The organism is Parasediminibacterium schistidii (assembly GCF_046546515.1).
GTDB lineage: Bacteria > Bacteroidota > Bacteroidia > Chitinophagales > Chitinophagaceae > Parasediminibacterium.
Genome location: NZ_JBKHKJ010000017.1, coordinates 20,686 through 44,194 on the forward strand (window position 1 = coordinate 20,686; position 23,509 = coordinate 44,194).

Annotated in this window: 22 protein-coding genes; 9 read left to right on the forward strand and 13 right to left on the reverse strand. The window is 40.1% G+C overall.

Going from position 1 to position 23,509, the window contains the following annotated elements; genetic code table 11:
- Nucleotides 1–84: 84 nt before the first annotated feature.
- The 5 genes from ACHFIY_RS10995 to ACHFIY_RS11015 all read right to left on the reverse strand — a co-directional run bounded on the left by ACHFIY_RS10995 (nt 85) and on the right by ACHFIY_RS11015 (nt 5,507).
- Nucleotides 85–576 (reverse strand): hypothetical protein, encoded by a 492-nt coding sequence (locus tag ACHFIY_RS10995; RefSeq protein ID WP_410846144.1) that lies wholly within the window; start codon nt 574–576, stop codon nt 85–87.
- The gene (locus ACHFIY_RS11000) at nt 567–1,709 is read right to left on the reverse strand and encodes an AAA family ATPase (RefSeq protein WP_410846145.1); all 1,143 of its coding nucleotides are present in this window, start codon (nt 1,707–1,709) and stop codon (nt 567–569) included. Before ACHFIY_RS11000 ends, ACHFIY_RS10995 begins: the two co-directional genes overlap by 10 nt.
- Before the next feature lie 123 nt (nt 1,710–1,832).
- On the reverse strand, nt 1,833–2,633 hold the full coding sequence (locus tag ACHFIY_RS11005) for a uroporphyrinogen-III synthase (protein ID WP_410846146.1): 801 nt from the start codon (nt 2,631–2,633) through the stop codon (nt 1,833–1,835).
- A gap of 25 nt (nt 2,634–2,658) precedes the next feature.
- Entirely contained in the window at nt 2,659–3,702 is a 1,044-nt protein-coding gene (locus ACHFIY_RS11010; protein ID WP_410846223.1) for a DUF4271 domain-containing protein, read from the reverse strand.
- Nucleotides 3,703–3,731: 29 nt separating this feature from the next.
- Nucleotides 3,732–5,507, reverse strand: coding sequence for a BamA/TamA family outer membrane protein (locus tag ACHFIY_RS11015; RefSeq protein ID WP_410846147.1), 1,776 nt, complete (start codon nt 5,505–5,507; stop codon nt 3,732–3,734).
- A 392-nt stretch (nt 5,508–5,899) separates the two neighbouring features.
- On the opposite strand from ACHFIY_RS11015, the gene ACHFIY_RS11020 reads away from it, so the two are divergent.
- A complete protein-coding gene (locus ACHFIY_RS11020; protein WP_410846148.1) occupies nt 5,900–6,550 on the forward strand; it encodes an ABC transporter ATP-binding protein in 651 nt (216 codons plus the stop codon).
- A 147-nt stretch (nt 6,551–6,697) separates the two neighbouring features.
- Here ACHFIY_RS11020 and ACHFIY_RS11025 read toward each other — a convergent pair whose 3' ends face one another.
- From ACHFIY_RS11025 to ACHFIY_RS11045, 5 genes are all read right to left on the reverse strand, one after another.
- Nucleotides 6,698–7,171 (reverse strand): ribonuclease H-like YkuK family protein, encoded by a 474-nt coding sequence (locus tag ACHFIY_RS11025; RefSeq protein WP_410846149.1) that lies wholly within the window; start codon nt 7,169–7,171, stop codon nt 6,698–6,700.
- A gap of 231 nt (nt 7,172–7,402) precedes the next feature.
- Nucleotides 7,403–8,374: an NAD-dependent epimerase/dehydratase family protein gene (locus tag ACHFIY_RS11030; protein WP_410846150.1), complete on the reverse strand. Its 972-nt coding sequence runs from the start codon at nt 8,372–8,374 to the stop codon at nt 7,403–7,405.
- Nucleotides 8,365–8,703, reverse strand: coding sequence for a transposase family protein (locus tag ACHFIY_RS11035; protein WP_410846151.1), 339 nt, complete (start codon nt 8,701–8,703; stop codon nt 8,365–8,367). The genes ACHFIY_RS11030 and ACHFIY_RS11035 overlap by 10 nt, the downstream gene beginning before the upstream one ends.
- A gap of 1,561 nt (nt 8,704–10,264) precedes the next feature.
- Entirely contained in the window at nt 10,265–10,885 is a 621-nt protein-coding gene (locus tag ACHFIY_RS11040) for a M949_RS01915 family surface polysaccharide biosynthesis protein (protein ID WP_410846152.1), read from the reverse strand.
- Nucleotides 10,886–11,156: 271 nt separating this feature from the next.
- Nucleotides 11,157–11,663, reverse strand: a complete 507-nt coding sequence (locus ACHFIY_RS11045; RefSeq protein ID WP_410846153.1) for a GNAT family N-acetyltransferase — start codon at nt 11,661–11,663, stop codon at nt 11,157–11,159.
- A 563-nt stretch (nt 11,664–12,226) separates the two neighbouring features.
- On the opposite strand from ACHFIY_RS11045, the gene ACHFIY_RS11050 reads away from it, so the two are divergent.
- Nucleotides 12,227–13,258 (forward strand): WD40/YVTN/BNR-like repeat-containing protein, encoded by a 1,032-nt coding sequence (locus ACHFIY_RS11050; protein WP_410846154.1) that lies wholly within the window; start codon nt 12,227–12,229, stop codon nt 13,256–13,258.
- 203 nt (nt 13,259–13,461) lie between these two features.
- The gene (gene recA / locus ACHFIY_RS11055) at nt 13,462–14,496 is read left to right on the forward strand and encodes a recombinase RecA (protein ID WP_489685641.1); all 1,035 of its coding nucleotides are present in this window, start codon (nt 13,462–13,464) and stop codon (nt 14,494–14,496) included.
- Nucleotides 14,497–14,589: 93 nt separating this feature from the next.
- On the opposite strand, the gene porG is transcribed toward recA, so the two are convergent.
- A complete protein-coding gene (gene porG / locus ACHFIY_RS11060; protein ID WP_410846155.1) occupies nt 14,590–15,420 on the reverse strand; it encodes a type IX secretion system protein PorG in 831 nt (276 codons plus the stop codon).
- Between the two features lie 179 nt (nt 15,421–15,599).
- On the reverse strand, nt 15,600–16,235 hold the full coding sequence (gene pdxH / locus ACHFIY_RS11065) for a pyridoxamine 5'-phosphate oxidase (protein ID WP_410846156.1): 636 nt from the start codon (nt 16,233–16,235) through the stop codon (nt 15,600–15,602).
- A gap of 806 nt (nt 16,236–17,041) precedes the next feature.
- Here pdxH and ACHFIY_RS11070 point away from each other — a divergent pair.
- A complete protein-coding gene (locus ACHFIY_RS11070) occupies nt 17,042–17,365 on the forward strand; it encodes a hypothetical protein (protein WP_410846157.1) in 324 nt (107 codons plus the stop codon).
- A 48-nt stretch (nt 17,366–17,413) separates the two neighbouring features.
- Here the strand turns inward: ACHFIY_RS11070 and hemH are convergent, their stop codons facing one another.
- Nucleotides 17,414–18,439, reverse strand: coding sequence for a ferrochelatase (gene hemH / locus ACHFIY_RS11075; protein ID WP_410846158.1), 1,026 nt, complete (start codon nt 18,437–18,439; stop codon nt 17,414–17,416).
- Nucleotides 18,440–18,735: 296 nt separating this feature from the next.
- Between hemH and hemA the strand changes: the two genes are divergently transcribed.
- The 5 genes from hemA (at nt 18,736) to ACHFIY_RS11100 (ending at nt 23,460) form a co-directional block, all read left to right on the forward strand.
- The gene (hemA, locus tag ACHFIY_RS11080; protein WP_410846159.1) at nt 18,736–19,947 is read left to right on the forward strand and encodes a glutamyl-tRNA reductase; all 1,212 of its coding nucleotides are present in this window, start codon (nt 18,736–18,738) and stop codon (nt 19,945–19,947) included.
- Between the two features lie 224 nt (nt 19,948–20,171).
- Complete coding sequence (locus ACHFIY_RS11085; RefSeq protein WP_410846160.1) at nt 20,172–21,152, forward strand: hydroxymethylbilane synthase; 981 nt, start codon at nt 20,172–20,174, stop codon at nt 21,150–21,152.
- Complete coding sequence (locus ACHFIY_RS11090; protein WP_410846161.1) at nt 21,142–21,861, forward strand: uroporphyrinogen-III synthase; 720 nt, start codon at nt 21,142–21,144, stop codon at nt 21,859–21,861. Before ACHFIY_RS11085 ends, ACHFIY_RS11090 begins: the two co-directional genes overlap by 11 nt.
- A 166-nt stretch (nt 21,862–22,027) precedes the next feature.
- Nucleotides 22,028–23,053: a uroporphyrinogen decarboxylase gene (gene hemE, locus ACHFIY_RS11095; RefSeq protein ID WP_410846162.1), complete on the forward strand. Its 1,026-nt coding sequence runs from the start codon at nt 22,028–22,030 to the stop codon at nt 23,051–23,053.
- Between the two features lie 83 nt (nt 23,054–23,136).
- Nucleotides 23,137–23,460, forward strand: a complete 324-nt coding sequence (locus tag ACHFIY_RS11100) for a DUF1016 N-terminal domain-containing protein (RefSeq protein WP_410846163.1) — start codon at nt 23,137–23,139, stop codon at nt 23,458–23,460.
- Nucleotides 23,461–23,509 lie beyond the last annotated feature (49 nt).

Here is a 23,509-nt window from a genome sequence, read left to right on the forward strand (position 1 = left end):
CCATTTTTTTGTTTTTCACCTTTATTTCCTTCGTGCAACTTTGAGCCTTCGAGCCTTTGTGGCGAAAAAAATCCGGCGTAGTTACTACTGTATTTTAATTACCTGTTCAACTTGTAAAACAAAGCCAGTATCTGCTTCAAATTCTTCAGCAAGGGACATATTGGCCGCGTAAAAATAGGGGCGTTGCTTATTTGAAACATAAGCATAAAACTTGGTTAGCCCGTTTAGCCCAATCTCTTTTTTATAGATATTTATTGTTGAACTTAGCTGGTCTTTTGCTTTTCCAAGCCACCTGCCACTATTCCTGTCTTTTAATTCAACAAAAATAATCGTGTCCTCAAAGCGAAGCATCCCATCGCATCTTTCAGCATCCGGTGGTACAATATCAGTACAGTGGTCAATAGCTGTGAATATAACTGGCTTGCTTAAATCGTTCTCCACGCAAGCAATCCAATCATCACTTTTTGCATAATCCAAGTATGCAGAATTTGTTGCAGGTGGCGGGGTATCGCAAATACCAAAAATAGTTGCACTTGTGGTTTCGGTAAATGATGCTTTATTAAAATCTAATGCCATCCTTTTCCAATCTCTTGAAGTTTAGCAAATAAATGATTTGTTTCTGCCAAGCTATCATTCAAATAGTTTTCATCTGATGGCAAACCTTTGTAGTTGGCAAGTTTTACAATAGTCCCGTATTTTTTATTCAATTCATAAATGTTCAGCCCTTCTGGGTTAAGGATAGATTTTATAGGAACAATCTCGCTTACTTTATTTTTTAAATCTTCGTTTGCTGAATGGGAACAAACGTTAAAAGCTTTCACTGCAAGTGTTATATAGTTTATCAGGTACGGGCTATGCGTTGTCATTATCAATTTATTTTCACCATTGTCATTTGCATATTCAAGCAATGCATTCAAAATATTTTGTTGCGATGATGGAAATAGGTTTTGCTCGGGTTCCTCAACAATGTTTATAAAACAAGAGGGCTTGCGTTTGGAACTTAATTGCCTTAACGATGCCTGGCGAACTTCTGATGAGAGGGAATTGTCTTCTAAAATTATTTTTATTTCTTTCTCTAGTTTCCGTTGTTCTTCCAATGAATTTTCCTTTAACGATTCATTGTCTTCGGTATGTAACTTGTCGGTTAAATATTTTGAAACTAAAAAAAGCGGGACGGTTGACTGGAAACCACTCGAATCTTCTGACAAGCGAAGCCTAAAACTTTCGTTTTCGCCAATGATATGAGGCAACTTGTTGAATTTGTCATATTCAAAAATAGTTTTGTTGATTGGTAATTCTATGCCGCTTGCATATTGAATTTTTGCACTGTCGTATTCATCATTAAAAGTGTAAAGCGGAAGTGGCAAATTTTTTAATTTATCGGGTCGGTCAACCACGCTTAAAAAATTTCGTTCCGATGGAACATACATAATTTTGGGTAACACATAGCCATTTTCAGCTGTTTTAACAGCTGAAAAACTCCCCTCTCCAAACTTTAGTGTAAATGCTTTGCCTATGTATTCAATTTCGGTATTTTGCTTGATGTAATTCCCAATTCGCTGATATGCCAGTTGCTTGATAAAGCGGTTATATGTCCCTAATTCATCTTGCCGCAAAATGCCTTTTACCATTGACTTCTCTATCCAGCACAAAGTTGAAATCAATTTTGCAACTATGCTCTTACCCCTACCCTGATTACCAATAAACATAGTAACCTTTTTTTATATCTATCCATTCGTCGCCAAAACCCTCTTTAATTGACCCAAAGTTTTTTATTTTTATTTTGCTCATGCCTGCATGTTTAATCAATCATACAAAATTGAATAATAAACCTACGCATTCTTTTTTGTTTGTTCAGACAAGTACTTGTCCAGTGCCGATACCATGCTTGGTGCCTGGGGTATAGGGGCTTTAATGGCTACATTTAGCCCAGCCTCTACTACTGCTTTTGTGGTGTTTTCGCCAAAAGCCCCAATAGCTGTTCCATTTTGCTTGTAGTCGGGCAGGCTGTCTAGCAGGCTTTTGATGCCGCTGGGCGTAAAAAAACAAATAACATCAAACTTGTTTTCTTCCAGTACTGGCTTGATGTTGTTGCTTACGCTGCGGTACATGAATGCCAGCTTAAAGTCGCATTTATGGTTTTTTAGCCAGCTTACTATATCGTTGTCTTGTTGGTTTTCGCTGCATACATACAGGAACTGCTCGTTTTCCTTATGCTTGTTTATCACGTCAAACAGGCTTTTGTTAGTGCCATCGGCACCAAAAAATACTTTTCGCTTCCTGTACAGTATAAATTTTTGCAGGTACAAGCCCACGGCTTCTGTAATGCAGAAATACTTGGTTTCTTGGTCTATGTTGCGCTTCACTTCCTCGCACATTCGGAAGAAATGGTCTATTGCATTGCGGCTGGTAAATATTACAGACGAAAACTTAGACAGGTCAATTTTTTGTTGCCTAAACTCCTTGGCAGTAATGCCCTCTAGCTTTATAAACGGAAAAAATACAAGTTCCAAATTGTGCTTGCGCTCCAAATCGAAATAGGGCGACTTATCACTGTCGGGCCTACTTTGGGAAATAAGTATTTTTTTTATTTTTATGTTAGTAACAGGTGTGCTTTCCTCTTGCGTAAACATGCTTTCTTTCTAATATTTTGCAAAACTAAATGCTTCTGGCTATTAATTTAAACACGGCTTTATAAATTAATAACAATGGCAATATCTCAATGGTGCAAAGGTATAGGAAAAAGTGCAAGGCATTTACGTTCAAATTGCTTCGCAACACGCCCAATGCAACAAAATAACGATATAATAATACCAGCAATAACAAAAAATAAGTAATTACCAGCGCTGCATCTGCAATGGGGCTGCCGGTAAATGCCAGCACAAAAACAAAGGGCAGGAAAATAATAGCCACCATTTTGTTGCTAAGGAACACCACAAATGTATAGGTAGATACAGCTTCGCTTGCATTGAACACCCAGCCAATAAAACTGAGGAAAAGGTATTTGAATATATACACAGTGGCCAAAACGCCCACAGTATATAGCATTACCATCCAGAAGTTTTTGTGTAGCAGCCCCTTTGTGTCGAAAATGAGGCTTATGTAGATGGCCCCGCAAAGCACAAAAACGGTATTGAGCAGTATAGAAGAAATTTTGTTGCTCGTTATTTGCTCCACAGCCTGTTTTTGCCTGTATGAAGTAAGGAAAAACAAGGAAAACATATTGGCAAAATATTTAGGGAACAATGCCTTGGTAAAAGCCACTAATGCCACCAGCCCTACCAGTATATAAAACAACTCGTCTTTGCCTTGTGGCGTGCGCTCTTTTTCCAGCATGGCCACAGCCTTTTGAAAAACAGGGATATACAGCCCGCCAAAAAAACCTGCGTAGGTAGATGTGTCTTTTGGGGGAAGTAGTTTTTTTGCTTGTATTTTTTTAATTGAATCCTGTATGTGCAGGGAATCAGCTAGCTTTTTTGCAACCTCTAAGCTATCCACGGCTGCATTCCCAGAGTCTTTTATTATTGGCATTGCTCTTGCCGCTACGTTTGCTTTTCTGACATTGGTAATTCCTGTACTGTCTTTTTTTGCAAAGCCAGTTTGAACCACCTCTGATTTCAATGCAGTGTCATCCTGTGCTTGCACAGCCACGCTGCACAGCAGAAAGAAAAGAAAAAAATATATTTTTTTGCAGGGAAACATCTGCGGCAAAAATAGGTGATTAAGGGATGTTAAAACACACTCACAAACCCAATATGTATCTTAGACTCCCGCAGGTTAAAGGGCAGGTCGTTACGCTTGCCGGCGGCATAGCTAATATTTACTATGCCCTGCTTGGTTTCAAATGCCAGCCCAATGCCTGCACCTATAAAATTGTTGTTGATAGCAGTAATGGAATTATGGGTAAAGCCCACGTCGGCAAAGCCATTGAAATAAGAATTGATGCCCAGCAAATACCTGTACTCCACCGTGCCTACAACAAAACGGTTGGCAATAATGCTCTCCTCGTCAAAGCCACGCAATAGCTTGTACCCGCCAATCTGGAAAAGCTCGTTGCGGAAATAGCTGGCGCTCTCTATCCACCCAGCCGTGGCAGCCGTTTTCAGCACAGATTGCCACCCCACTTGCGTGTATTGTTCATATACCCCTTTTAGCCGAACGGAATAGGTATTTAGCTTCACAGAGTCGTACAAAGAGCTGTAATCAAATGTATCTTTCAATTGAAGCACGGCATTGCTTTTCTTGATTATTTTATTGCCTGCGGATAGCAGGATACTGTAATTATCGCCCTTAATGGGGTTTAGGGAATAGTTGGTATTATCGGCTGCATATTCAATGCTGATGCTGGTGTTGCTCATGTCTGCAATATCGGGCAGGCGGTGGGTTGCTTTTACGGTTGCCGTGTCTACTGTTAGCAGGTTTGTGGCAAACCATTGCAAGGCAACAGTGCCTTTTTGCCTTGCCAATGCCAAGTATTGCATCCCTATTTTAGAAGTGATATTCAGGTAGGCAGAGTCTTTTTTATACAAATCGAAACTGAAATCTACCCCATAAGGCGAATTGAACAGGTAAGGTTGTTGGTAAATAACATTTAGCCTAGGCGATGCAGCTTGCAGTTGCTGCCAGTTTAGCCCGATGGTTTCGCCTGCCCCAAATGGGTTTTTCAGGTTTACGGTAGCTTCGCCTGTAAATAAAAGGTTGCCACCATTTTGCTGGTTGGCGGGCAAAAAACCCACTAATACATTTATCTGGTTGCTTCTTTTGGGTTGCAGGTATAGGTTTACTAGGTACGAGCTGGCCAGCATGGTCATGTCCCAGTCTTTGCTTTGCTGCAAGTAAGGCAATTGCTTTAGTAGCTGGTTTATCTTGTTCAGTTTGTCGGCATTAAACAATCCGCCGGGGGTTAAATTGAGATAATGGTACAGAAAGCTGTTGTTTATTTTTGCTGTGCCTAAAACCCTGATACTGTCAAGTTTATAAGGGATGCCTTTTCTTATATTTAATGATGCATCTACCCAGTAATCGTGCAGGGCAACACTATCAAACTGTATAGCTGCAAAGGGGTAGCCGTTCTTCAGGCAATAATCCAACAACTTGTTTTGCAGGTTGCTCACTTGTTGTGCATTCACTGGCTTTGCTTTGTACCAATCTTCTTTCAAGCCCAGTTGTGCCAGCAATGGTTTGTCTTTGCCCTGGATAGCAATGGACTCCCATATATATTTTTTTCCAACAAACAGGCTTACACAAACGGTATCTTTACGCTCTTTCAGGCTGTCAATAGATGCTGCCAAAAAGCCCTGTGCCTGCAATTGCCCCGGTAGCTGCTGTATATATTGGCGGCATTGCAGGAGGTTTCCGAATTGTGTTTTTACACGCAGCGTATCGTTTACAAAAGCAGTGCTTGCATCTATTGGCTTTACCTGCAAATAAGTGTTTTGTGACGCCACTAGCCCACCCAATAAGCAGGGCAAACAACATAAACACAGGTATAAACGTACTTTTGCCATCTTTATAAGCAACAAGTTTACAAAGAAAGGGTTAGAAATAACAAAAGGGATTTTTTTGCCAAGAAGGCAGGAAGACAGAAAGAGGTACAAAAAGTGTATTTACTAGCATATAGCCACATAGATCTGGCTTTTGAAAAGCCCTAGTAATATAAGTATGAATAGCTAAGACCAACATAGGTTTTATAATAGATAGGGGCAGCAAAAACTGTGGTTTTGAATAGCTCATACCTGCCCTTATGATAATTGGGCCATTACATATTTTATTTCCCTACTGTGCCTATATGGTGAAATAATATTTGAAAATTAGCGAGGATTTATATGCACCAAAATTTATAATAACCAATAAATAATAAGCCTTTGTATGTTTACAACTCAATAGCAACAACAGGGCAATGTTACAGGCAATAGGGATTACAAAGAAATACGAAGGGCTGGCGGTACTGAAAGGGGTAGATATCTCAGTGGGCAAAAGCGAGATAGTGTCTATCGTGGGCAGCTCTGGTGCTGGTAAAAGCACGCTACTGCATATCCTTGGCACATTGGACACGCCCGATAGCGGCAATATTGTAATAGCCAACCAACCTTTGGATTTATTGCAGGGCAGAAAATTGGCTGCTTTCCGCAACAAGCATATTGGCTTTGTGTTCCAGTTCCATCATTTGCTGCCCGAATTCACTGCTATAGAAAACATCTGCATACCCGGCTGGATAGCAGGCCGCAGCAAAAGAGAAGTAAAAACAGAAGCCTCTAAGCTATTAGACATATTAGGCCTTGGCGCAAGGGCAGGCAACAAGCCCCAGCAGCTAAGCGGCGGCGAGCAGCAGCGGGTAGCTGTGGCAAGGGCTTTGATCAATAACCCAAGCATTGTTTTTGCCGATGAGCCAACAGGCAACCTAGACAGTGAGAACGCAAAAGCACTGCACCATCTTTTTGTAGAATTGCGCAATACCCTTCAGCAAACCTTTTTAATTGTTACACACAACCAAGAACTGGCTGCCATGAGCAACCGAATAGTGTATATGAAAGATGGATTGATAGTGTAGTTTTGAGGTAAATAGGCAATATAGGGGAGTAGAAGCCATAGGCGGGGTTTATACCCGTCTGAATCCTATATTAACAGTACTTTCTTCACTTAGGACATTTTGCTGATTTGAGCCTTCGTGTCTCCGTGGCAATTTTTTCTGTGCAGCCTAGTTCACCATTTTGTCTGCGCAGCAGCTACTGGCAAACGCTTCGGGTTTTGCTTTGAAAGCAAAGCCCATGCCTAGGATGTAGCCCATGGCTTCTTTCAGTGCATCGTTGCTTTTAAATGCAGGGTTGGTGTTGATGTCGGCATGTACTTCCATGTCCACCTTGAACTCGATAAACAAGTCGCACAAGGCATAAGCCACTTCTATGCTTTTTGCCACTTCGCTCAGCATCCGCTCTTTCAAGTGGAATTTTTGCCTTGTTTTCTCGTTGTGGATGTACATGAACCCACCGGCATGTTCACGTAGGAAAACAATAACGGTTGCAAACTCTGTTTCTGCGCCTTTTACTTGGCTGTCCGTGCCAATACATACTTTTAATTTAACCCCTTTTTCTACTTCCTTTTTAATGGCTTCTACTACTGCTTCTTTAATTGGAAGGTTGATTTGTTCCCCGTTAAACTTTCTCCAGCGCATAATAAAATATTTTGTGTAAAATACATTAATTTTATTACATTCCGCTGCTATTTATATTATCTTATTATTAACAAAGCCAAAATTCGGTGGAAAAGTGTTTGCCACTAAGGCGCAAAGGCTCGAAGCAGCACAAAGAAGCCATAGTATAGTGATATTGTTTATAGTTGGGTTGCCAACTTTTTGAAGGTTGGCAATCCTTAGACTGGTATGGCATCAGAAATTTTTTGCTTCTTATAAATTATACTTTTCTTTTAGTTCCCTACAAACCCTTTCGAGTGTAGCCTGTATAGGCGTGTAGGCAAAGCCTGGCAAATAGGCTAATAGTTTGCTGTTATCGAATTTAACCTTGGCCTGCGCCGTATGGGCTGTTTCTTTGGTAAGCAATGGTTTTTTGCCTGTAAAAGCAGCTTTTACGGCTTCCAGCCGCCAAACAATAGCGACCATTGTTTTGGTAACAGTTTTGTGTGGTGGTTTTTTGCCAAAGAACGTGGCGATACTACTGAACAAATCCTTGTAAGGCATATTTGCCCCGTTTATTATAAACCGCTGTGCAGTAATGTTACTATCCATCAGCAGTACCATTGCTTTTGCCAGGTCCTGTACGTCAACAAAGCCCGTACTGCCGTCTGTAAACCAAGGGAACTGGTTATAGGCAGACTTGAAAATGGCGGAAGACCCTTTGTCCCAGTCGCCAGCACCAAGTATAATCGTGGGGTTTATAATCACTGCATCTAGCCCCTCGCCAATGCCCCGCCATACTTCCATCTCGGCTAGGTATTTGGTTTTGCCATATAGGCTGTTGCCTTTGGCCTCGGTCCATGACATAGTTTCGTTAATTAGTTCTTTTTCGCCAAACCTTCCGAGGGCGGCTACCGAGCTGATGTACAATAGTTTTTCTATTCCAGTATTTAAACAGGCGTTTACCACATTTGCAGTACCATCCACATTCACCTGAAAAAGTTGCTTTTTTTCTTTTGGGCTAAAAGATACCGTTGCTGCGCAATGATATACTTGTGCAATGCCTTGCATGGCTTCTTCCAAATCTATTACATCTAGTATATCACCCCGGAACCATTCTAGGTTCGGATGTGCCAATACAGGAGGCTCGCCACGGTGCAAGGCCCTTACCTTTTTGCCTTGCAGCAATAAGTAAGATATTAAATGAGAACCAACTAGCCCACTTGCCCCCGTAACTAAAACCATGCAACTATTTTTATTAAAAATTTGGCGTGAAGGTAATTGCAAAAAGCATAGCCATGGGGAGTGTTGTTTTTCGGGTGCAGCAACCTGCCTATCACATCGTGGGAACAAGTAACGTGCACATAGGGGAAATACTTTCTTAGCCAATCCAGGTTCATCCTCCCAAAGTCTGCAATGCACTCGTTGTAGCTATAACCACACAGCATTGCCGTGACTACCATAAACAAAACCTCTGTCAGCGGGTCTAAGAAATTCCCTTTCTTAGGCCTCCGAGGGTTTTCCAAGGACTCGAAATGGGAAATAAATAAGTTGGAGTAAGCATTGTAGGCCATATTCTCGGATATACTTTTTATCCTTAATAAAGAAAAACAGTTGCCGAAATTGTATTTTACACCAAATATTTTTTAAAAGCGCTTAGTCGGGCGCATAAAAGTTTTTTGTTTTTTTATTAAAAAATCAACCTAGCCAACCTCATCCCTTCCGAAAGACTGGGACTAGTTACCCAAAGGAAAGTGTAACAGGAACAGGGCAAGAAGACATTGTTTGCAATTTTTAATAATATCAATATCTCCTAGTGTAATATTAAAATAGTTTTAGTTATGCTATTTTTGTGGGATTTTTACGTTGTTTCTTTTTTCAAAAATTGTTGCCGCCCTTGTAAGCCATTGATTATCAATAACAACATCAAATTTTTGTGCTTATTTTTTGAGTACTTTGTGCTTGGTTTGTGCGTAATTTACGCTCATTTTATGCTTATTTTATGCTCATTTTGTGCCTAATTTGTGCCTATTTTACAGCCATACATACAAGACCAAAGTTTGAGACTACAACTATTTTAATATTAGTAAAAAAAGAGCTACGATTTGGATGACAAGACACTAGTTTTGTAAGTAGTTTGTATCAAGTGCATTTGTAAACAAAGATACTGTTTTATAGAATGAGGGGTATCAAGATAAAGCGAAAAAGTTTTATGCACCCATTAGCATGGGTGCATTTCAAAACTTCGCAAATTGTGTTATCCAAAAATAGCTGCACCTACTGTACCCCTCCGAAGAGCTGCTGCGGGGACACATCTTTTTATACGCTTTTTGAGACCGTTGCCCCTTCGTTTGTCAGGGTATTTTGACCCTTATTTTAATTTTCAAGTCTTATTTGATGATAACTAATTGAAATACAGTACCTTTTTGTTTTTTAAGATGAGTGTTTTGTGAGTGAGAAGTAAGTGATTTATGAGTGTTTTTGAGTAAAAGTGAGTGTTTTTTGCGTGTTTTTAAGGCAGAAATTAACATATTATAATTTTTATTTACCTATAAATTTAATGCCATAAGTCTAAGAACTAGGGCTAGGACAACCGAGGCGGCTGGCCTAGCGGGAACAATGGGCCAGCATACAGTAAAATTGGGAATAATTCACGGACTATTGAAAAGGACAATCCTATATGGGGGAAATATGCCCCCATGAGTACCCCAAATTTCCCCCATATAGGATGCTTGCTGGGCAGCAAACAGCAGCGATTTATTTATGTAAATAATATATGTCCTGTTTCTGCCAAATAGGAAACAACAAAAAATGAAATTTTAAAATGCACCCTAGCTTATTGTGCTTTTTTTGTAAAAATCAAAGGTTTTTCTATTACTTTTAGTGTGTTTCCACGTATGCATACAACGCACATCCAATTATTTACACTGTGGCTGAATATAGTAGTCCGCTAGCTCAATAGCCCAAATAATTCGGGTTTGCTGCCGCAAGTATGTGGCTTGCAATGCACAAGCGTTCCGCTTGTGCCAGCATCCATAAGTTTTAACTTGCGCTAGGCAAGGGATCAAAAGCAAAGTTTGTTCTATCAAGCCAGCCATATTGCAAATACGGATGTTGCCTGCTGTGCTTTTAGTATTACCATTTTTTGAGCTCATTTTTTTTCCAAAGGTCAATTGCGAATTGTCTAAACAAGGGATTGCCATTTTTAAAGTTATTATCTAAATTGTATTGTCCGCCTATAAACTCTTTCTCTGAAATTTTAACTTTGTTTTCTCCTCGAACTGCATACTTTTTATTGCCTTCGTACATAATTATTTTTGTCGGTGCAGGTGAAACGTCACTTGTACATTGGTTTTCATACATAACCCAAACTTCTGCTATTCCATTTTTATCAAGGTCAGTTACTTTGAATGTATTGTCAATGAACCTTAAATAAAGGTCAAAGTCACAATCTTTGTTAAAATCGTAAATTTTCCAAAGCAATTTCAAGCTGTCATCTTTTAAAATGTAGTGATAAGCATAAAGTGCTGCACTCTTAAAATTATCATTTTCATTGTTTTTGTTTAAATATTCACCTGTTGCAGTTGTCAGTACATAGTTTATGCCAAGGTTATCAGTCCATTTTACTGAATTAGTTATGTGTCCAGAATATTTAATTTCTTTAGGCAATTTAGCACTGTCAATTTTAGCAATAGTCAGTTGTCCATAGATAAAATTTGTAAATGTCAGTAAAATTATAATTATGGTAAGTTTCATTTATGATGAGGTTTTTGTCGTACATGAAACAAAATGTAACCGGAATGTTGCTGTGCTGGGACTTCATAATGTACAGCCAGGAACTGCGGCCGAATAAATTTATTGATGATAAAGTTAACACCAAATGCTAAATAGAAATTCGTCTGCCTTATATTAGCCGATAGTTGCTGCTATGCTGTTTTCTCTTCCATCCGCCAGCATAGCTGCAAACCGAGTGTTAGCGGCAGGGCAGTTAGTCAACAATTCTTTGCCTCGATTGCCACCTACTCAATTACCTGCCTGTAATAACTTTTTCATAGGCTTTTCGTGGGGCACCGCTAAAAAAAATTTCTCCACAATAAGTATAGCTTAGTTTTTCTAAAATTTTTATCATAGGCACATTGTCAAAATTGGTGTCCACTTTGATACTATACACTTTCTGTTCAATGCATAAACCTTCTATCAATTTAAATAAATATGTAGCCACACTTTTCCCTTTTACAGTGTTGGATGTAGCAATACGATGTATAACAACGTAGTCGTCATTGGTAAGCCATTTGCCTTTAATGTCATTATAAGCAGGTTCTATTCCAAATATAATTGCTGCATAAGCTATTACAACATTATTGTCAATTAGCACGAATGCGTAGCCTTTGCTTATATCATTATGTACAGTCTGTTCATTGGGATAGCCATTTTGCCATTGTTCGCTGCCATCTTGTTTTCTTTGTTCAATTGCCTCTTGTAAAATGTCCCAAATAACATGCAGTTCAGAAAAAGTTGCTTTTCTTAAAATCATTTTCTTTATAAACTATTATTGTATTTCCAAACTTCACTTCATGTTACACCCGCATTGCCGCTAACAAGCAGGGTATTGCCTTACAAGCAGGGGCATAGTGCTGGGTCAACCCACAATCAAATCCCAATAATTGCAATATTGCGGATGTTTTATTCATAGCCAAATTTATTTCTTCCTGCCCGAACTGAAGCACAATAAAGAACAAATGATGAAGCTATGTTCGTCAAGACTTACTATCATAAAACCCATTATTAGCTGCTGGATTTTTTTGTCAAGATGTAATAAATTCTACCAGAGAAAACCCGTTAAATACCCTGTAATTAAACTGACACAAACTCTATTATTGAAAAATGCAACATCAGCGATCATCATACCAATGAATAGTATTGAAGATGCGAACAGCATAAATGGCTTCATGCGTACAAAATAATCTATTAGACCTCATTTTTTAGAGGTTTTACAAACGTTTTACATCTCATTTACAAGTTTTTACTATTCAATAGCTTCGGGGCAGTTGACGCCTGATACCTTTACTTTATTGTTTCATCAAATCAATTAAAGTCATGAATGTCATTAATTACATTGCTTTTTTAGTTCTTTTTCAAAGCTCATTTGGCTTTGATCAATCGTTGAAATTTTTACAGGCATCCCCTATCCAAGATAGCCAGCGTACACAAAAAAGAGATAAGAATGCAACTGCAAACATCATTTTTAAATCTACAGATGGGGGAAAGACATGGCAGGACATTGGCAAAGGGCTGCCAAAAAATATGCAGGGAGAAGGTTATCAGGTAGATAGTTACGTGTATAAAGCTGAAGACTTTGCAAATTACAATGGGCTTTATTTACGTTCTGGTAAGTGGATATACCACATTGAACAAAATCCCACAACTCCTGTTTGGAAAAAAGAGATTTTTCCTGACAAAATGAGCAACATTGCCCCTGCTAACAAAGGGATATTTGCCTACAATTACGGAGGGCAGATTTTACAAAAAACAAACGGAACAAATGTATGGTCGCCAGTGTTCACGAGTTTTAAAGGGAAGGTACGCACTGTTTTTGAAACTGCTGGAGGCACTGTTTTTATAGGCTCTGAGAATGGGCTTTTTAAATCTACCAACGGCGGAAAAACTTGGAAACATGTACATGTTGGAGGCTGGGTATTGAAATTGGTAGAGCAGAATGGTGTACTATTAGCTACCAGTATGACAGGGATAATAAGATCTACCGATGATGGTGAAAACTGGGCGGTGGTAATCAGTGAAGGCGGTGTGGGTATTGCTGTAGAAAACATCAAAGGCGGCTTCGCTGCGATCACTTTCAATACACTGTGGAATACCAGAAGAGTGAGTACATCTTACGACGGCGGTAAAACCTGGCAGGCCATTGATGCTGGCCTTCCGGGAAGCCTCTCCATTGCCTCAATTATTCAGGTTGGTGAAAACTTATTTTGTGGTCATCCTGACGGCATTTATCAATCATCAAACAAGGGAAAAACATGGAAACGGATACTTTGTCCTATGGATGGGAAGGTTTTCAATTTATCTGTTTCAGGCAACGTGATGTATGCTATACTAAAAAATGGAGGATGTTGAAAAACTTCTTTCATTGCCTAACCTTTAAACTCTTTTTTCTTTGTGCTTCTTCGTGCTTTTGTTTCTTCGCGACTATTTTATTCCTTTGACACCTAGTTGTTTTACTAAATATTTTATCTTTTTACTAACTTTTTGCTAATTGAATACAAGTAATTCTATTATCTTTACGTTTCAAATAATGTAAACAATAAAATCTCGATAGCATGTTGAACGCAGAAAAAATGAAGGCCCTAAAGCTTACAATGGACAAAATTGACAAAGACTATGGCAAAGGCAGCGTAATGATGATGAACGAAAAAAGCAAGGAACCCATGGAGGTTATCTCTACGGGGTCTATTGGCTTAGATGCAGCATTGGGCGTTGGCGGCATACCAAGGGGAAGGATAGTAGAAATATACGGACCAGAAAGCAGTGGTAAAACCACCATTGCCACGCATATCATTGCAGAAGCACAAAAGAAAGGCGGCATGTGTGCCATTATAGATGCGGAACATGCGTTTGACAGTGCCTACGCCCAAAAACTAGGCGTGGATGTGGACAATCTGCTTATCTCCCAGCCAGACTATGGCGAACAGGCATTGGAAATTGCGGACCGCTTGATATTGTCAGGCGCATTGGACGTGGTAGTGATAGATTCTGTTGCTGCCTTGGTACCCAAAAGCGAACTGGAAGGCGAAATGGGCGACAGCAAAATGGGGCTTCAGGCAAGGTTGATGAGCCAAGCATTGCGGAAACTGGCTGCTACTATCAACAAAACCAATACCATCTGTATTTTCATTAACCAGTTGAGGGAAAAAATAGGGGTAATGTTTGGCAACCCAGAAACCACTACCGGTGGCAATGCGTTGAAATTTTATGCTTCCGTGAGGCTAGACATACGCCGTTCCGCCCAAATAAAAGATGGCGATGCAGCAATAGGCAACCATGTTAAAGTAAAAGTGGTAAAAAACAAAGTGGCACCGCCATTTAGGTCGGCTGAGTTTGATATTATTTTTGGCGAAGGCATCAGCAAGCTGGGCGAGATAATAGACATGGGCGTAGAGCTAGGCATTGTAAACAAAAGTGGCAGTTGGTTTAGCTATGAGTCTAACAAACTAGGCCAAGGCAGGGATGCCGTGAAAGGCTTGCTAAGGGACAACCCCGAACTAGCCAACGAGATTGAAGGCAAAATAAGGGCCAAAATAAGCGAGGCACAAACAGCAGGACTAGGCATTAAAGACGAGGAAGAGAAAGAATAGTTTTTGAGCGTACTAGTACACTAAAATCCCCGGTAAATCATTTTTTACCGGGGATTTTTACATTTAGTATTTAAATTATTACCGCCTAAGTGTTTAAAAAGGGCACTTGTAATCTTGTATATTAACAGAAATACCTATTTGCAAAGTAGCATAGGCATCTTTTTGCGTGCTATTACCCCTCTGTTGACCTGGGGCGTGTGTATAGCCATATACGCCGCTTCTATCTGATAGCTGGTTTATTTGGTTGCTTTTAAAATTGCCTACATCGGGTGTTACATAAGTGGTGCTTACATCATCCAAATAGTCTGTACTAGTAAAACGGTATGTTAATTCGCCGAATAGATTAATCTCATTGGTAATATTGTATTTAAACCCAAAGCCAATAGGCACAATCAGCGCATACTTGCTATATTTTTTTCTATCTGGGTAATCTGTTCTGCCCTGGCCTTCGGTACCTAAGTCACGCAAAAAGACTTTTGTACCGTCTATGTAAGTATAGGGATCGAAGTGCATCACGCCAATGCCGAGGCTAACATAGGGTGTAAACCGGTATTCTGGCAATTCGGGATAAAATTTAAAGAAATTAAAATCGCCACTTAGGCTTACTTCCCACACATTGGAGTTAAAACTGAGGTTTCTTATCCGTTGTGCAGAGTCTTTGCTATACGCATCGGAATAGCCCAACAAGGAATAATTGCCGCTTGCTTTTATGCCTATATAGTTGTTCAATTGCCGCTTGTAAAAAATGCCCCCTGAAAATTTGGGCTTGTTGATGGCTGCATTGGGGTTTAGGTCGCCAAAATAATGCGCCACGCCTATTGATGCGCCATATTCGCCTTTGTGCTCATAGGTTTCAGTCAGTTGTGCCTTGGCACAAACAGATAGGCTGGCAAAAAGGATTACCGATAAAAATTTAAAGCTCATTCGTTTTGTGTATGGGTTAAAAAATAAAAATAGCAATGTAAATTTAAAAAACATAAGCATAGCAAATATATTAACATTTAGTATTTACACTTCAAGCATAAATACTGAATTCTGTTGATTTAATTTATCAACTCATCGCCATTTTAAAATATAATTAAACAGTGCTTGGTAACGTTTTGTCAAGGTGCCAAGCGCTCTATTGTCCAACTATTGCCTTGCTGCAAACTATATAGCAGCCTGTCGTGCAGCCTGTTGCTCCTGCCCTGCCAAAATTCTATGCTTTTGGGTTTTACAATATAGCCTCCCCAATGCGGCGGGCGAGGCACCGTTTCGCCAAACTGCTGCTTGTATTGTTGCTCATTCTGTTCCAGTACCTCACGGCTATCAATAATAGTGCTTTGTGGTGAGCTCCATGCGCCGATACGGCTACCCACAGGGCGGCTAAAAAAATAATTGTCGCTCGTTTTGGTGTCTGTTTTTTGCACGGTACCTATTATATTCACCTGCCGTTCTAATTCTTTCCAAAAAAACAACAAGGAAACATGGTTGTTTTCGGCCATTTGCAGCCCTTTCCTACTATTGTAATTGGTGAAAAATATAAAACCATTAGCATCAAAGCCCTTTAGCAATACAATGCGTGAGGTGGGTACCCCCTCCTTTGATGCAGTGGCCAACACCATGGCATTTACTTCCTCAATATTGCTTTTTACTGCCTCTTCCCACCATTGCGAGAATTGCTCAATGGCATTTTTTGCCACGCCCGTTTCGTCTAACGCCTCTAGCTTATAATCTTTTCTTATGCCAGCTATGTCCATACCAAATTAATTTTATGGACAAAGGTATGGAGTGGTGAGAAGTGAGTGGTTAGTATAACACTTTGGGGGCAAAAAAATTTTTCGCTTTTTAGTAAAAATTCACCTTAGCAGACCCCAATTCCGACCCGACCTTACTCATCCTAAAAGGTCGCAACGAGCTCTTGCATGGAAGAGGGTGCAAAAAGGTGTAGGGCAAACCAGGACAGTTGTATATTTTTTATACTATTATTGTACTAAGTTTTTTTATTAAAATAGTTTCAGTTTTGCCATTTTTGATCTTCTTTGCCGATCCAGATTTTTTTTTAAAATCCTCATTTCTTTTGTAATCGATTGATTATCAATTAACATTATAAAATTTTTAGTAGAAAAAAAGTATCATTTATGCTAATTTTACTATCATTTACTGATAATTTATTGATAGGAAACTGATAGTAAACTAATCATTTTATGATAATAAAGTGATAAGGAATTATAATACCCTAATTTTTAAAAACCACTATTTTAATATTAGTAAAAAAAGAACTACGATACTGCTACTGGCACACTAGCTTTGTAAAGGCTTTGTATCAGGTGCATTTATACATCAAAGATAAGGTTTTTTACAAATTAGGACATCTTTCAGGACAAATCAAAAAAAGGCAGCCAAAGCGATTTTTTTTATGTATAGGTAATCAGTAGTAAGTATGCAGACATAATTAAGTTAATACTATTTATTTTAGAGACCTCACCCCAACCCCTCTCCGAAGGAGAGGGGCAAGAACGAAACCCTCTTAGAATTATATCAAGATAATTATGGCTTATTACTTATGAGTTTACAAGTAGTTTTGTGCATGGCCAATAATACTTCGCAGCATATACTCGGCACCGCTACTAACCTATTGGGATTCTGCCTTTTTGTTATCACCTCCTTTCACGTTTCCAATACTGCCGATAGCAGTATTATCGATGAGTTTACATCGGTAATTACCCTGCTGCTCACCTTTTCCTGTATTTTTTCTTTCATTTCTATCCGTACAAGCAACGAAACCAAAGAAAGGCGTTTTGAAGCCATTGCAGACTACTTGTTTATTGTTTCACTGATTGGCGTATTGGTGATTATCATGCTGCTAGTCTTTAAATTTATTAAATAAACAAAGGCATCGTAAAGGTTCGCCTTTACGATGCCTTTATTTCATAACTCATAATTCCTTTTTCACCCACTTGCTTACTGCGTTTACCCACAAAGGGTCTGTGTTTAAACAAGGTATCATCTGGTATGTTTCCCCACCGGCGGCCAAAAAATCTTCCTTACCACGGATGGCTATTTCTTCCAGCGTTTCTAGGCAGTCGCTTACAAAAGCCGGGCAAATAATCAATAGTTTTTTTATCCCTTCTTTTGGCATATCTGATAGGCGGAAGTCGGTATAGGGTTTCAGCCAAGGGTCGCGGCCAAGCCTAGACTGAAAAGAATAACTATATTTTTCCTTTGGCAAACCTAATGCTTCTGCGGTTAAAGCCGTTGTGGCAAGACACTGGTGGCGGTAGCAGGTTTCGTGTGCTACCGATGGATTGTTACAACAGTCGGCAGCTTGCAGGCAATGCTGCTTAGTGGGGTCTGTTTTTAGCAAATGCCTTTCGGGTATGCCATGGTAGCTGAACAAGATATGGTCGAAATCCTGGTTTAAGTAGGGCTTAATATGTTCAGCAAACGCATGGATATAATCGGGGTTGTTATAATAAGGCTTGACGGTAGTTAATGAAAACTTGTACCCTTGTTTTTTATGCACTTCCTTCATGTAATCTACAGCAGTTTCGTAGCTGCTCATGGCGTAATGGGGGTAGAGGGGCATCAGCACCACTTCCTCAATGGAAGGATGTTCCTTTATTAATTTATCATAAGCATACTGCGGGGTGGGGTTGCCATATCGCATGGCTATTTCCACGGGTTCCGGTATTTGTTGCTGCACGGCTTGTTGCAGTTGCTTGGTGAGTTGTATCAAAGGCGAGCCCTCTTTCCACCAGATGGTGCGGTAGGCTTCAGCACTTTTGGGTGCCCTAAGCGGCACGATGATGCCCCTAACCAGCAGCAAACGGGCTATATAAGGAGTGTCAATTACCTTTTCATCCATCAAAAATTCCGCAAGGTATTTCCTTACATCCTTTGTTGCCGTTGAGTCTGGCGACCCAAGGTTCATCAAAATAATCCCACGTTTTACTGTACCCATATTTTTTTCTATTTTACAAATGTAATATGTCTGAACCTGGATTTAAAGGATTGAGGGGATTAAATGGAATTTAATGTTTGATAGCGTTAAATAAAATGTACGGATTGAAATAAGTTCTGGTTTTAAGTACAACTTTCCCACTTTTTCCCTGCTTGCCTCTTGCCTTTTCATCTTTCTCAATTAAACATGACACAAAAATGACACAAGCATGATTAAAATCATAAGAATGTGGAAACCGACAAGGCTACATTTGCGTAATTCTTTATAGCCCCCTCCTTAAAACAGGCTATTGACTTATGACTGGACATCTATTTTTTGCTGCAGGGATCAATTACAAAAAAACAGAAGCATCTATCAGAGGGCAATTTGCTGTCGGTACGGAGCAATACCTTTCTTTAATAGAGGGTGCCAAACAAGCAGGCATATCAGAAGTATTGGTGATTAGCACTTGCAATAGGACAGAAATTTACGGGTTGGCCACTTCTGCAAAAGCCTTGACCCAATTATTATGTTCTACTACAACGGGTGATATAGACACATTCAACCGCCTTTCTTATACCAAAAAAGGTGCTGAGGCAATTACACACTTATTTTCTGTGGGGGCGGGTTTAGATTCACAAATATTAGGCGACTATGAAATAATTGGCCAGATAAAACAGGCTTTCAAATTTTCTAAGGAGCATGGTGGAATAGGGAGTTTTATGGAACGGTTGGTAAACTCCGTGATACAAGCATCTAAAAGCATCAAAAACAATACTGCTCTTAGTGGCGGCACTGTGTCTGTTGCGTTTGCAGCCATACAGTTTTTAAAAGAGAACGTTGTAGATATCAGCGACAAGAAAATATTGTTGCTAGGTACAGGTAAAATTGGCCGGAACACTTGTAAGAATGTGGTGGATTACCTAAACAACACCAATATTACCCTCATTAACCGCACTGCAGACAAAGCAAAAGAATTGGCCGATGAGCTAAACCTAAAAGTAGGCTCGTATGAATTGATAGAACATGAAATACAAGCGGCTGACATAATTATTGTGGCTACCAATGCTGCTACCCCTATTATCCACAAAGCACATTTTTCGAATGGGAATGCGAAAGTATTGATTGATTTATCTATACCTAATAATATAGCTCCAGATTGTAAGTCATTGGCACATATAACACTGGTTAATGTAGATGATTTAGCTAAAATAAACGATGCCACCTTACAAAAAAGGATGGCAGAGGTACCTAAAGCGAAAGCAATAATTGCAGAACACATTACTGAGTTTAATGAATGGCAAGAAATGCGCAAAAACGTGCCTGTTATAAAAGCGGTAAAAAGCAAATTGCTAGAAATGCAAGATTGCACCTTGTTCAATACCTACTACACTACCCAAAGCAATGCCGTGGGAGTTGACCATCATGTTAAAATACAAAAGGTAATCAATAACATGGCGGCTAATATGCGGAAGGAAAGAAAAGGCGGCTGCAACTTTATAGAAGCCATTAATGAATTTATTGCGTAAAGCTTGCAAAACCCCCTGCGCTACACCCCTCCGCCCCTAAAGAATACCGTGTACACATCTCAGTTTTGATTGAAGCGGATGGCTTAACCGCAGAGAAGGCGCAAAGAGAAGGATAACCACCCCGGTCTACGGCCAACCCTCGAGAAGGAATAGGAAAGCCTCCGATTATTGAATAGATGGCTTTATTGGACATTCAACTTAAACCCTATCATTGATTCTTCATCATGCAAAAAGTAATTCGCATCGGTACCCGTGAAAGCCAGTTGGCTGTATGGCAGGCAACGCTAGTGCAGAGCCTGCTGAAAGATAATGGCTACAATGCTGAATTGGTATATATAAAAAGCGAAGGTGATATAGACTTGGTTACACCCCTTTATGAAATGGGTGTTCAAGGTGTATTTACCCGCAGCTTGGATATTGCCTTGCTAAGCAATAAAATAGACATTGCCGTGCACTCCATGAAAGACGTACCAACGCAATTGCCTAAAGGCATTGTACAAAGTGCGGTATTGAAGAGGGCTAGTTATAAGGATATATTGGTAAGGCGTGAGGCATTAGGCGTAAGGCATAAGGAAGAAGAAGAATTGAATAGTCCTTTCTCTCTTACTGGTGATGACTTACGCCTTACCCCTTACGCCTCACGCCTAGTCATCGCTACAAGCAGTATCCGCAGGAAGGCGCAATGGTTGCACAGATACCCTAATCATGCCATAGAGAATTTACGGGGCAATGTAAATACCCGATTGCGGAAAGTAGAGGAGAGCAACTGGCATGGAGCTATTTTTGCTGCTGCGGGGTTGGAAAGGATTAATTTAAGGCCTGAGAACAGCATAGATTTAGACTGGATGTTACCCGCCCCTGCGCAAGGTGCTATTATGGTGGTTTGTAAAGAAGGGGATAGTTATAGTTTGGAAGCCTGCAAACACTTCAACGATACGGATACGGCCATTTGTACCAAAATAGAAAGGGATTTCTTAAGGGTATTGTTAGGTGGATGCTCCACCCCTATCAGCGCATTGGCAGAGATAAAAGACAATGGCATTTACTTTAGGGGAAATGTTGTGGCTACAGACGGGTCTGAGAAAGCGGAGGTAGAGCAAACCATCGCTTTTGAGGATGCAGCAAACGGTGGGGCATTAGCGGCAAAAACTCTTTTAGACAATGGTGGGCAGGCCATAATAGACAAAATAAATAATGCGAAATAACCCCATCCAAATATTAAGTACCCGGCCTTTAGCACCGCAACTATTGCAAGAAGCAGCTTCCGAAAATGTATGGATAGACTGTGTTTCTTTTATTGAGACTTCGGTAAATATTTCCCCGCAGGTAAAGGATAGGATCAAGCAATTAGCAGCAGAAAAAACAGCAGTAGTATTTACCAGCATGAATGCAGCAGAAGCAGTTATTGCAAGTTTGGATGGCACAAAGCCTGAATGGGATATTTATTGTATGGGTGGTACTACCAAAACAATTGTAAAAGAACATTTTGGGGATGATTCTATAAAAGGAACCGGAAAAGATGCTGTTTCGCTGGCACAAACCCTTATAGATAACCCAGCAAAGGAAGCTGTATTTTTTTGTGGCAATATAAGAAGGGATGAATTACCCCAACTACTAAGCACCCATCAAGTAGATTTGGAAGAAATAGTAGTTTATGCCACAGAAGCCACCCCCATTTTGATTGACAAGAAATATGATGGCATTTTATTTTATAGCCCAAGTGCTGTGGAAAGTTTTTTTTCCATCAACACAGTTGATACAAGTACTATTTTATTTGCCATAGGCAATACTACTGCAAAAACAATAGCCAACTATTCTGGCAATACAGTTGTTGTTAGTGATTCGCCAGATAAGGATAGCTTGGCAAGAAAGGCGGTTGGGCATTTTGCCCCTATCCACACCCCTATCCCCTAAAGGGGGAATAGGAGGAGACCTAAGCGCATCATTAACCGGAGAGTGAGACCTCACCCCCAACCCGACCTCACCCCAGCCCTCTCCAAGGGAGAGGGGGCAAGAACAAAGGAGAGGGGCAAGAAGACAAACAACTCATCATTCATAACTTATAATTCATAACTCAAAAGTGCTACAGAACGATTTATTATTACGGACATTAAGGGGCGAACCGACAGAAAGAGTACCCGTGTGGATGATGCGTCAGGCTGGTAGGTATTTGCCAGAGTACATGGCCATCAAGAACAAATATGGCTTTTTTGAAAGGTGCCAGACACCAGAACTAGCAGCCGCCATAACGATACAACCAGTGGATATTGTGGGGGTGGATGCCGCCATTTTATTTTCGGATATATTGGTAGTGCCGCAAGCAATGGGTCTCGAGGTGCAGTTGATAGAAAGCAAAGGCCCAATATTGCCTAACCCAATAGCAACTGTTGCCGATTTACAAAGGGTGCGTGTGCCTGATGTGCAGGAATCGCTGGGTTATGTATTTGAAGCTTTGAAATTAATTAAACAAGAACTGAATGGCCGTGTACCACTCATTGGTTTTGCGGGTGCACCTTGGACATTGCTATGTTATATGGTAGAAGGCAAAGGCTCAAAAACCTTTGACAAGGCAAAAGAGTTCTGCTATACCCAGCCAGCGTTGGCACACACGCTACTGCAAATGATTACAGATACTACGATCGCCTACCTGAAAGCACAAGCTAAAGCCGGGGCTGATGTAGTACAGATTTTTGATAGCTGGGGCGGCTTGCTTAGCCCACACGATTTTGAAACCTATTCTTTATATTATATACGCCAGATAGTTGCTGCATTGAAAGATGAGGTATTAACCATTGTATTTGCCAAAGGTGCATGGCAAAGCCTAGATGCAATGGCAGCCACAGGAGCAGCAGGATTGGGTATAGACTGGTGTATCAAACCTGCTACGGCAAGGCAGTTTGTAGGAGATAACATTACCCTCCAAGGCAATTTCGACCCTGCAAAATTATTAGCTCCAATACCAGTCATTAAAAAAGAAGTGACAGAAATGTTGCAAGCTTTTGGCAAGGGCAGGTATGTAGCCAACCTTGGGCATGGAATTTTGCCACATGTACCAGTAGACCATGCTAAGGCGTTTGTGGATACGGTGAAGGAGTATAAGTGGTAACAACGAGTTGCTCATTTAAGTTAATCCTTACCTAATTTTATTGAAATATGCAAACCGTTTCATGAAATAAAACAGTTTAGGTTATGCAAGTACCTGAAAACAAATACGACTCCCTTATACAACAAATAGGCCTTTTGCTAAAAGAGGGCAGGCAAAAAGCTGCCCAGTCTATCAATACTATTTTAGTACAAACCTATTGGGAGATTGGGAAGCATATTGTTGAATTTGAACAAGGTGGCAAACAAAAGGCTGAGTATGGAGCGCAGTTATTAGATAAATTATCAAAAGACTTGAGCCTGATGTATGGCAAAGGTTTTGGCAGATCTAATCTAATTTATATCAGACGGTTTTATATCAGTTTCCAAATAAGTGGGACAGTGTCCCACTTATTTATGTGGAGCCATTAAATACCAATTATATCTTCCCAACAAAGAGGAGCTGGAACAGCAACTCTCT

What these genes read in the sequence shown, in the direction of transcription:
- pdxH (WP_410846156.1), bottom strand. Translation starts at nt 16,235, where the DNA reads ATGGACATAGCTGGCATAAGAAAAGATTATAAGCTAGAGGCGTTAGAC.
- ACHFIY_RS11010 (WP_410846223.1), bottom strand. Translation starts at nt 3,702, where the DNA reads ATGTTTCCCTGCAAAAAAATATATTTTTTTCTTTTCTTTCTGCTGTGC.
- recA (WP_489685641.1), top strand. Translation starts at nt 13,462, where the DNA reads ATGTTGAACGCAGAAAAAATGAAGGCCCTAAAGCTTACAATGGACAAA.
- ACHFIY_RS10995 (WP_410846144.1), bottom strand. Translation starts at nt 576, where the DNA reads ATGGCATTAGATTTTAATAAAGCATCATTTACCGAAACCACAAGTGCA.
- ACHFIY_RS11050 (WP_410846154.1), top strand. Translation starts at nt 12,227, where the DNA reads ATGAATGTCATTAATTACATTGCTTTTTTAGTTCTTTTTCAAAGCTCA.
- ACHFIY_RS11085 (WP_410846160.1), top strand. Translation starts at nt 20,172, where the DNA reads ATGCAAAAAGTAATTCGCATCGGTACCCGTGAAAGCCAGTTGGCTGTA.
- ACHFIY_RS11040 (WP_410846152.1), bottom strand. Translation starts at nt 10,885, where the DNA reads ATGAAACTTACCATAATTATAATTTTACTGACATTTACAAATTTTATC.
- ACHFIY_RS11025 (WP_410846149.1), bottom strand. Translation starts at nt 7,171, where the DNA reads ATGCGCTGGAGAAAGTTTAACGGGGAACAAATCAACCTTCCAATTAAA.
- ACHFIY_RS11000 (WP_410846145.1), bottom strand. Translation starts at nt 1,709, where the DNA reads ATGTTTATTGGTAATCAGGGTAGGGGTAAGAGCATAGTTGCAAAATTG.
- ACHFIY_RS11020 (WP_410846148.1), top strand. Translation starts at nt 5,900, where the DNA reads ATGTTACAGGCAATAGGGATTACAAAGAAATACGAAGGGCTGGCGGTA.
- ACHFIY_RS11005 (WP_410846146.1), bottom strand. Translation starts at nt 2,633, where the DNA reads ATGTTTACGCAAGAGGAAAGCACACCTGTTACTAACATAAAAATAAAA.
- hemA (WP_410846159.1), top strand. Translation starts at nt 18,736, where the DNA reads ATGACTGGACATCTATTTTTTGCTGCAGGGATCAATTACAAAAAAACA.
- ACHFIY_RS11070 (WP_410846157.1), top strand. Translation starts at nt 17,042, where the DNA reads ATGAGTTTACAAGTAGTTTTGTGCATGGCCAATAATACTTCGCAGCAT.
- hemH (WP_410846158.1), bottom strand. Translation starts at nt 18,439, where the DNA reads ATGGGTACAGTAAAACGTGGGATTATTTTGATGAACCTTGGGTCGCCA.
- porG (WP_410846155.1), bottom strand. Translation starts at nt 15,420, where the DNA reads ATGAGCTTTAAATTTTTATCGGTAATCCTTTTTGCCAGCCTATCTGTT.
- ACHFIY_RS11030 (WP_410846150.1), bottom strand. Translation starts at nt 8,374, where the DNA reads ATGGTTTTAGTTACGGGGGCAAGTGGGCTAGTTGGTTCTCATTTAATA.
- ACHFIY_RS11100 (WP_410846163.1), top strand. Translation starts at nt 23,137, where the DNA reads ATGCAAGTACCTGAAAACAAATACGACTCCCTTATACAACAAATAGGC.
- ACHFIY_RS11015 (WP_410846147.1), bottom strand. Translation starts at nt 5,507, where the DNA reads ATGGCAAAAGTACGTTTATACCTGTGTTTATGTTGTTTGCCCTGCTTA.
- ACHFIY_RS11090 (WP_410846161.1), top strand. Translation starts at nt 21,142, where the DNA reads ATGCGAAATAACCCCATCCAAATATTAAGTACCCGGCCTTTAGCACCG.
- ACHFIY_RS11045 (WP_410846153.1), bottom strand. Translation starts at nt 11,663, where the DNA reads ATGATTTTAAGAAAAGCAACTTTTTCTGAACTGCATGTTATTTGGGAC.
- ACHFIY_RS11035 (WP_410846151.1), bottom strand. Translation starts at nt 8,703, where the DNA reads ATGGCCTACAATGCTTACTCCAACTTATTTATTTCCCATTTCGAGTCC.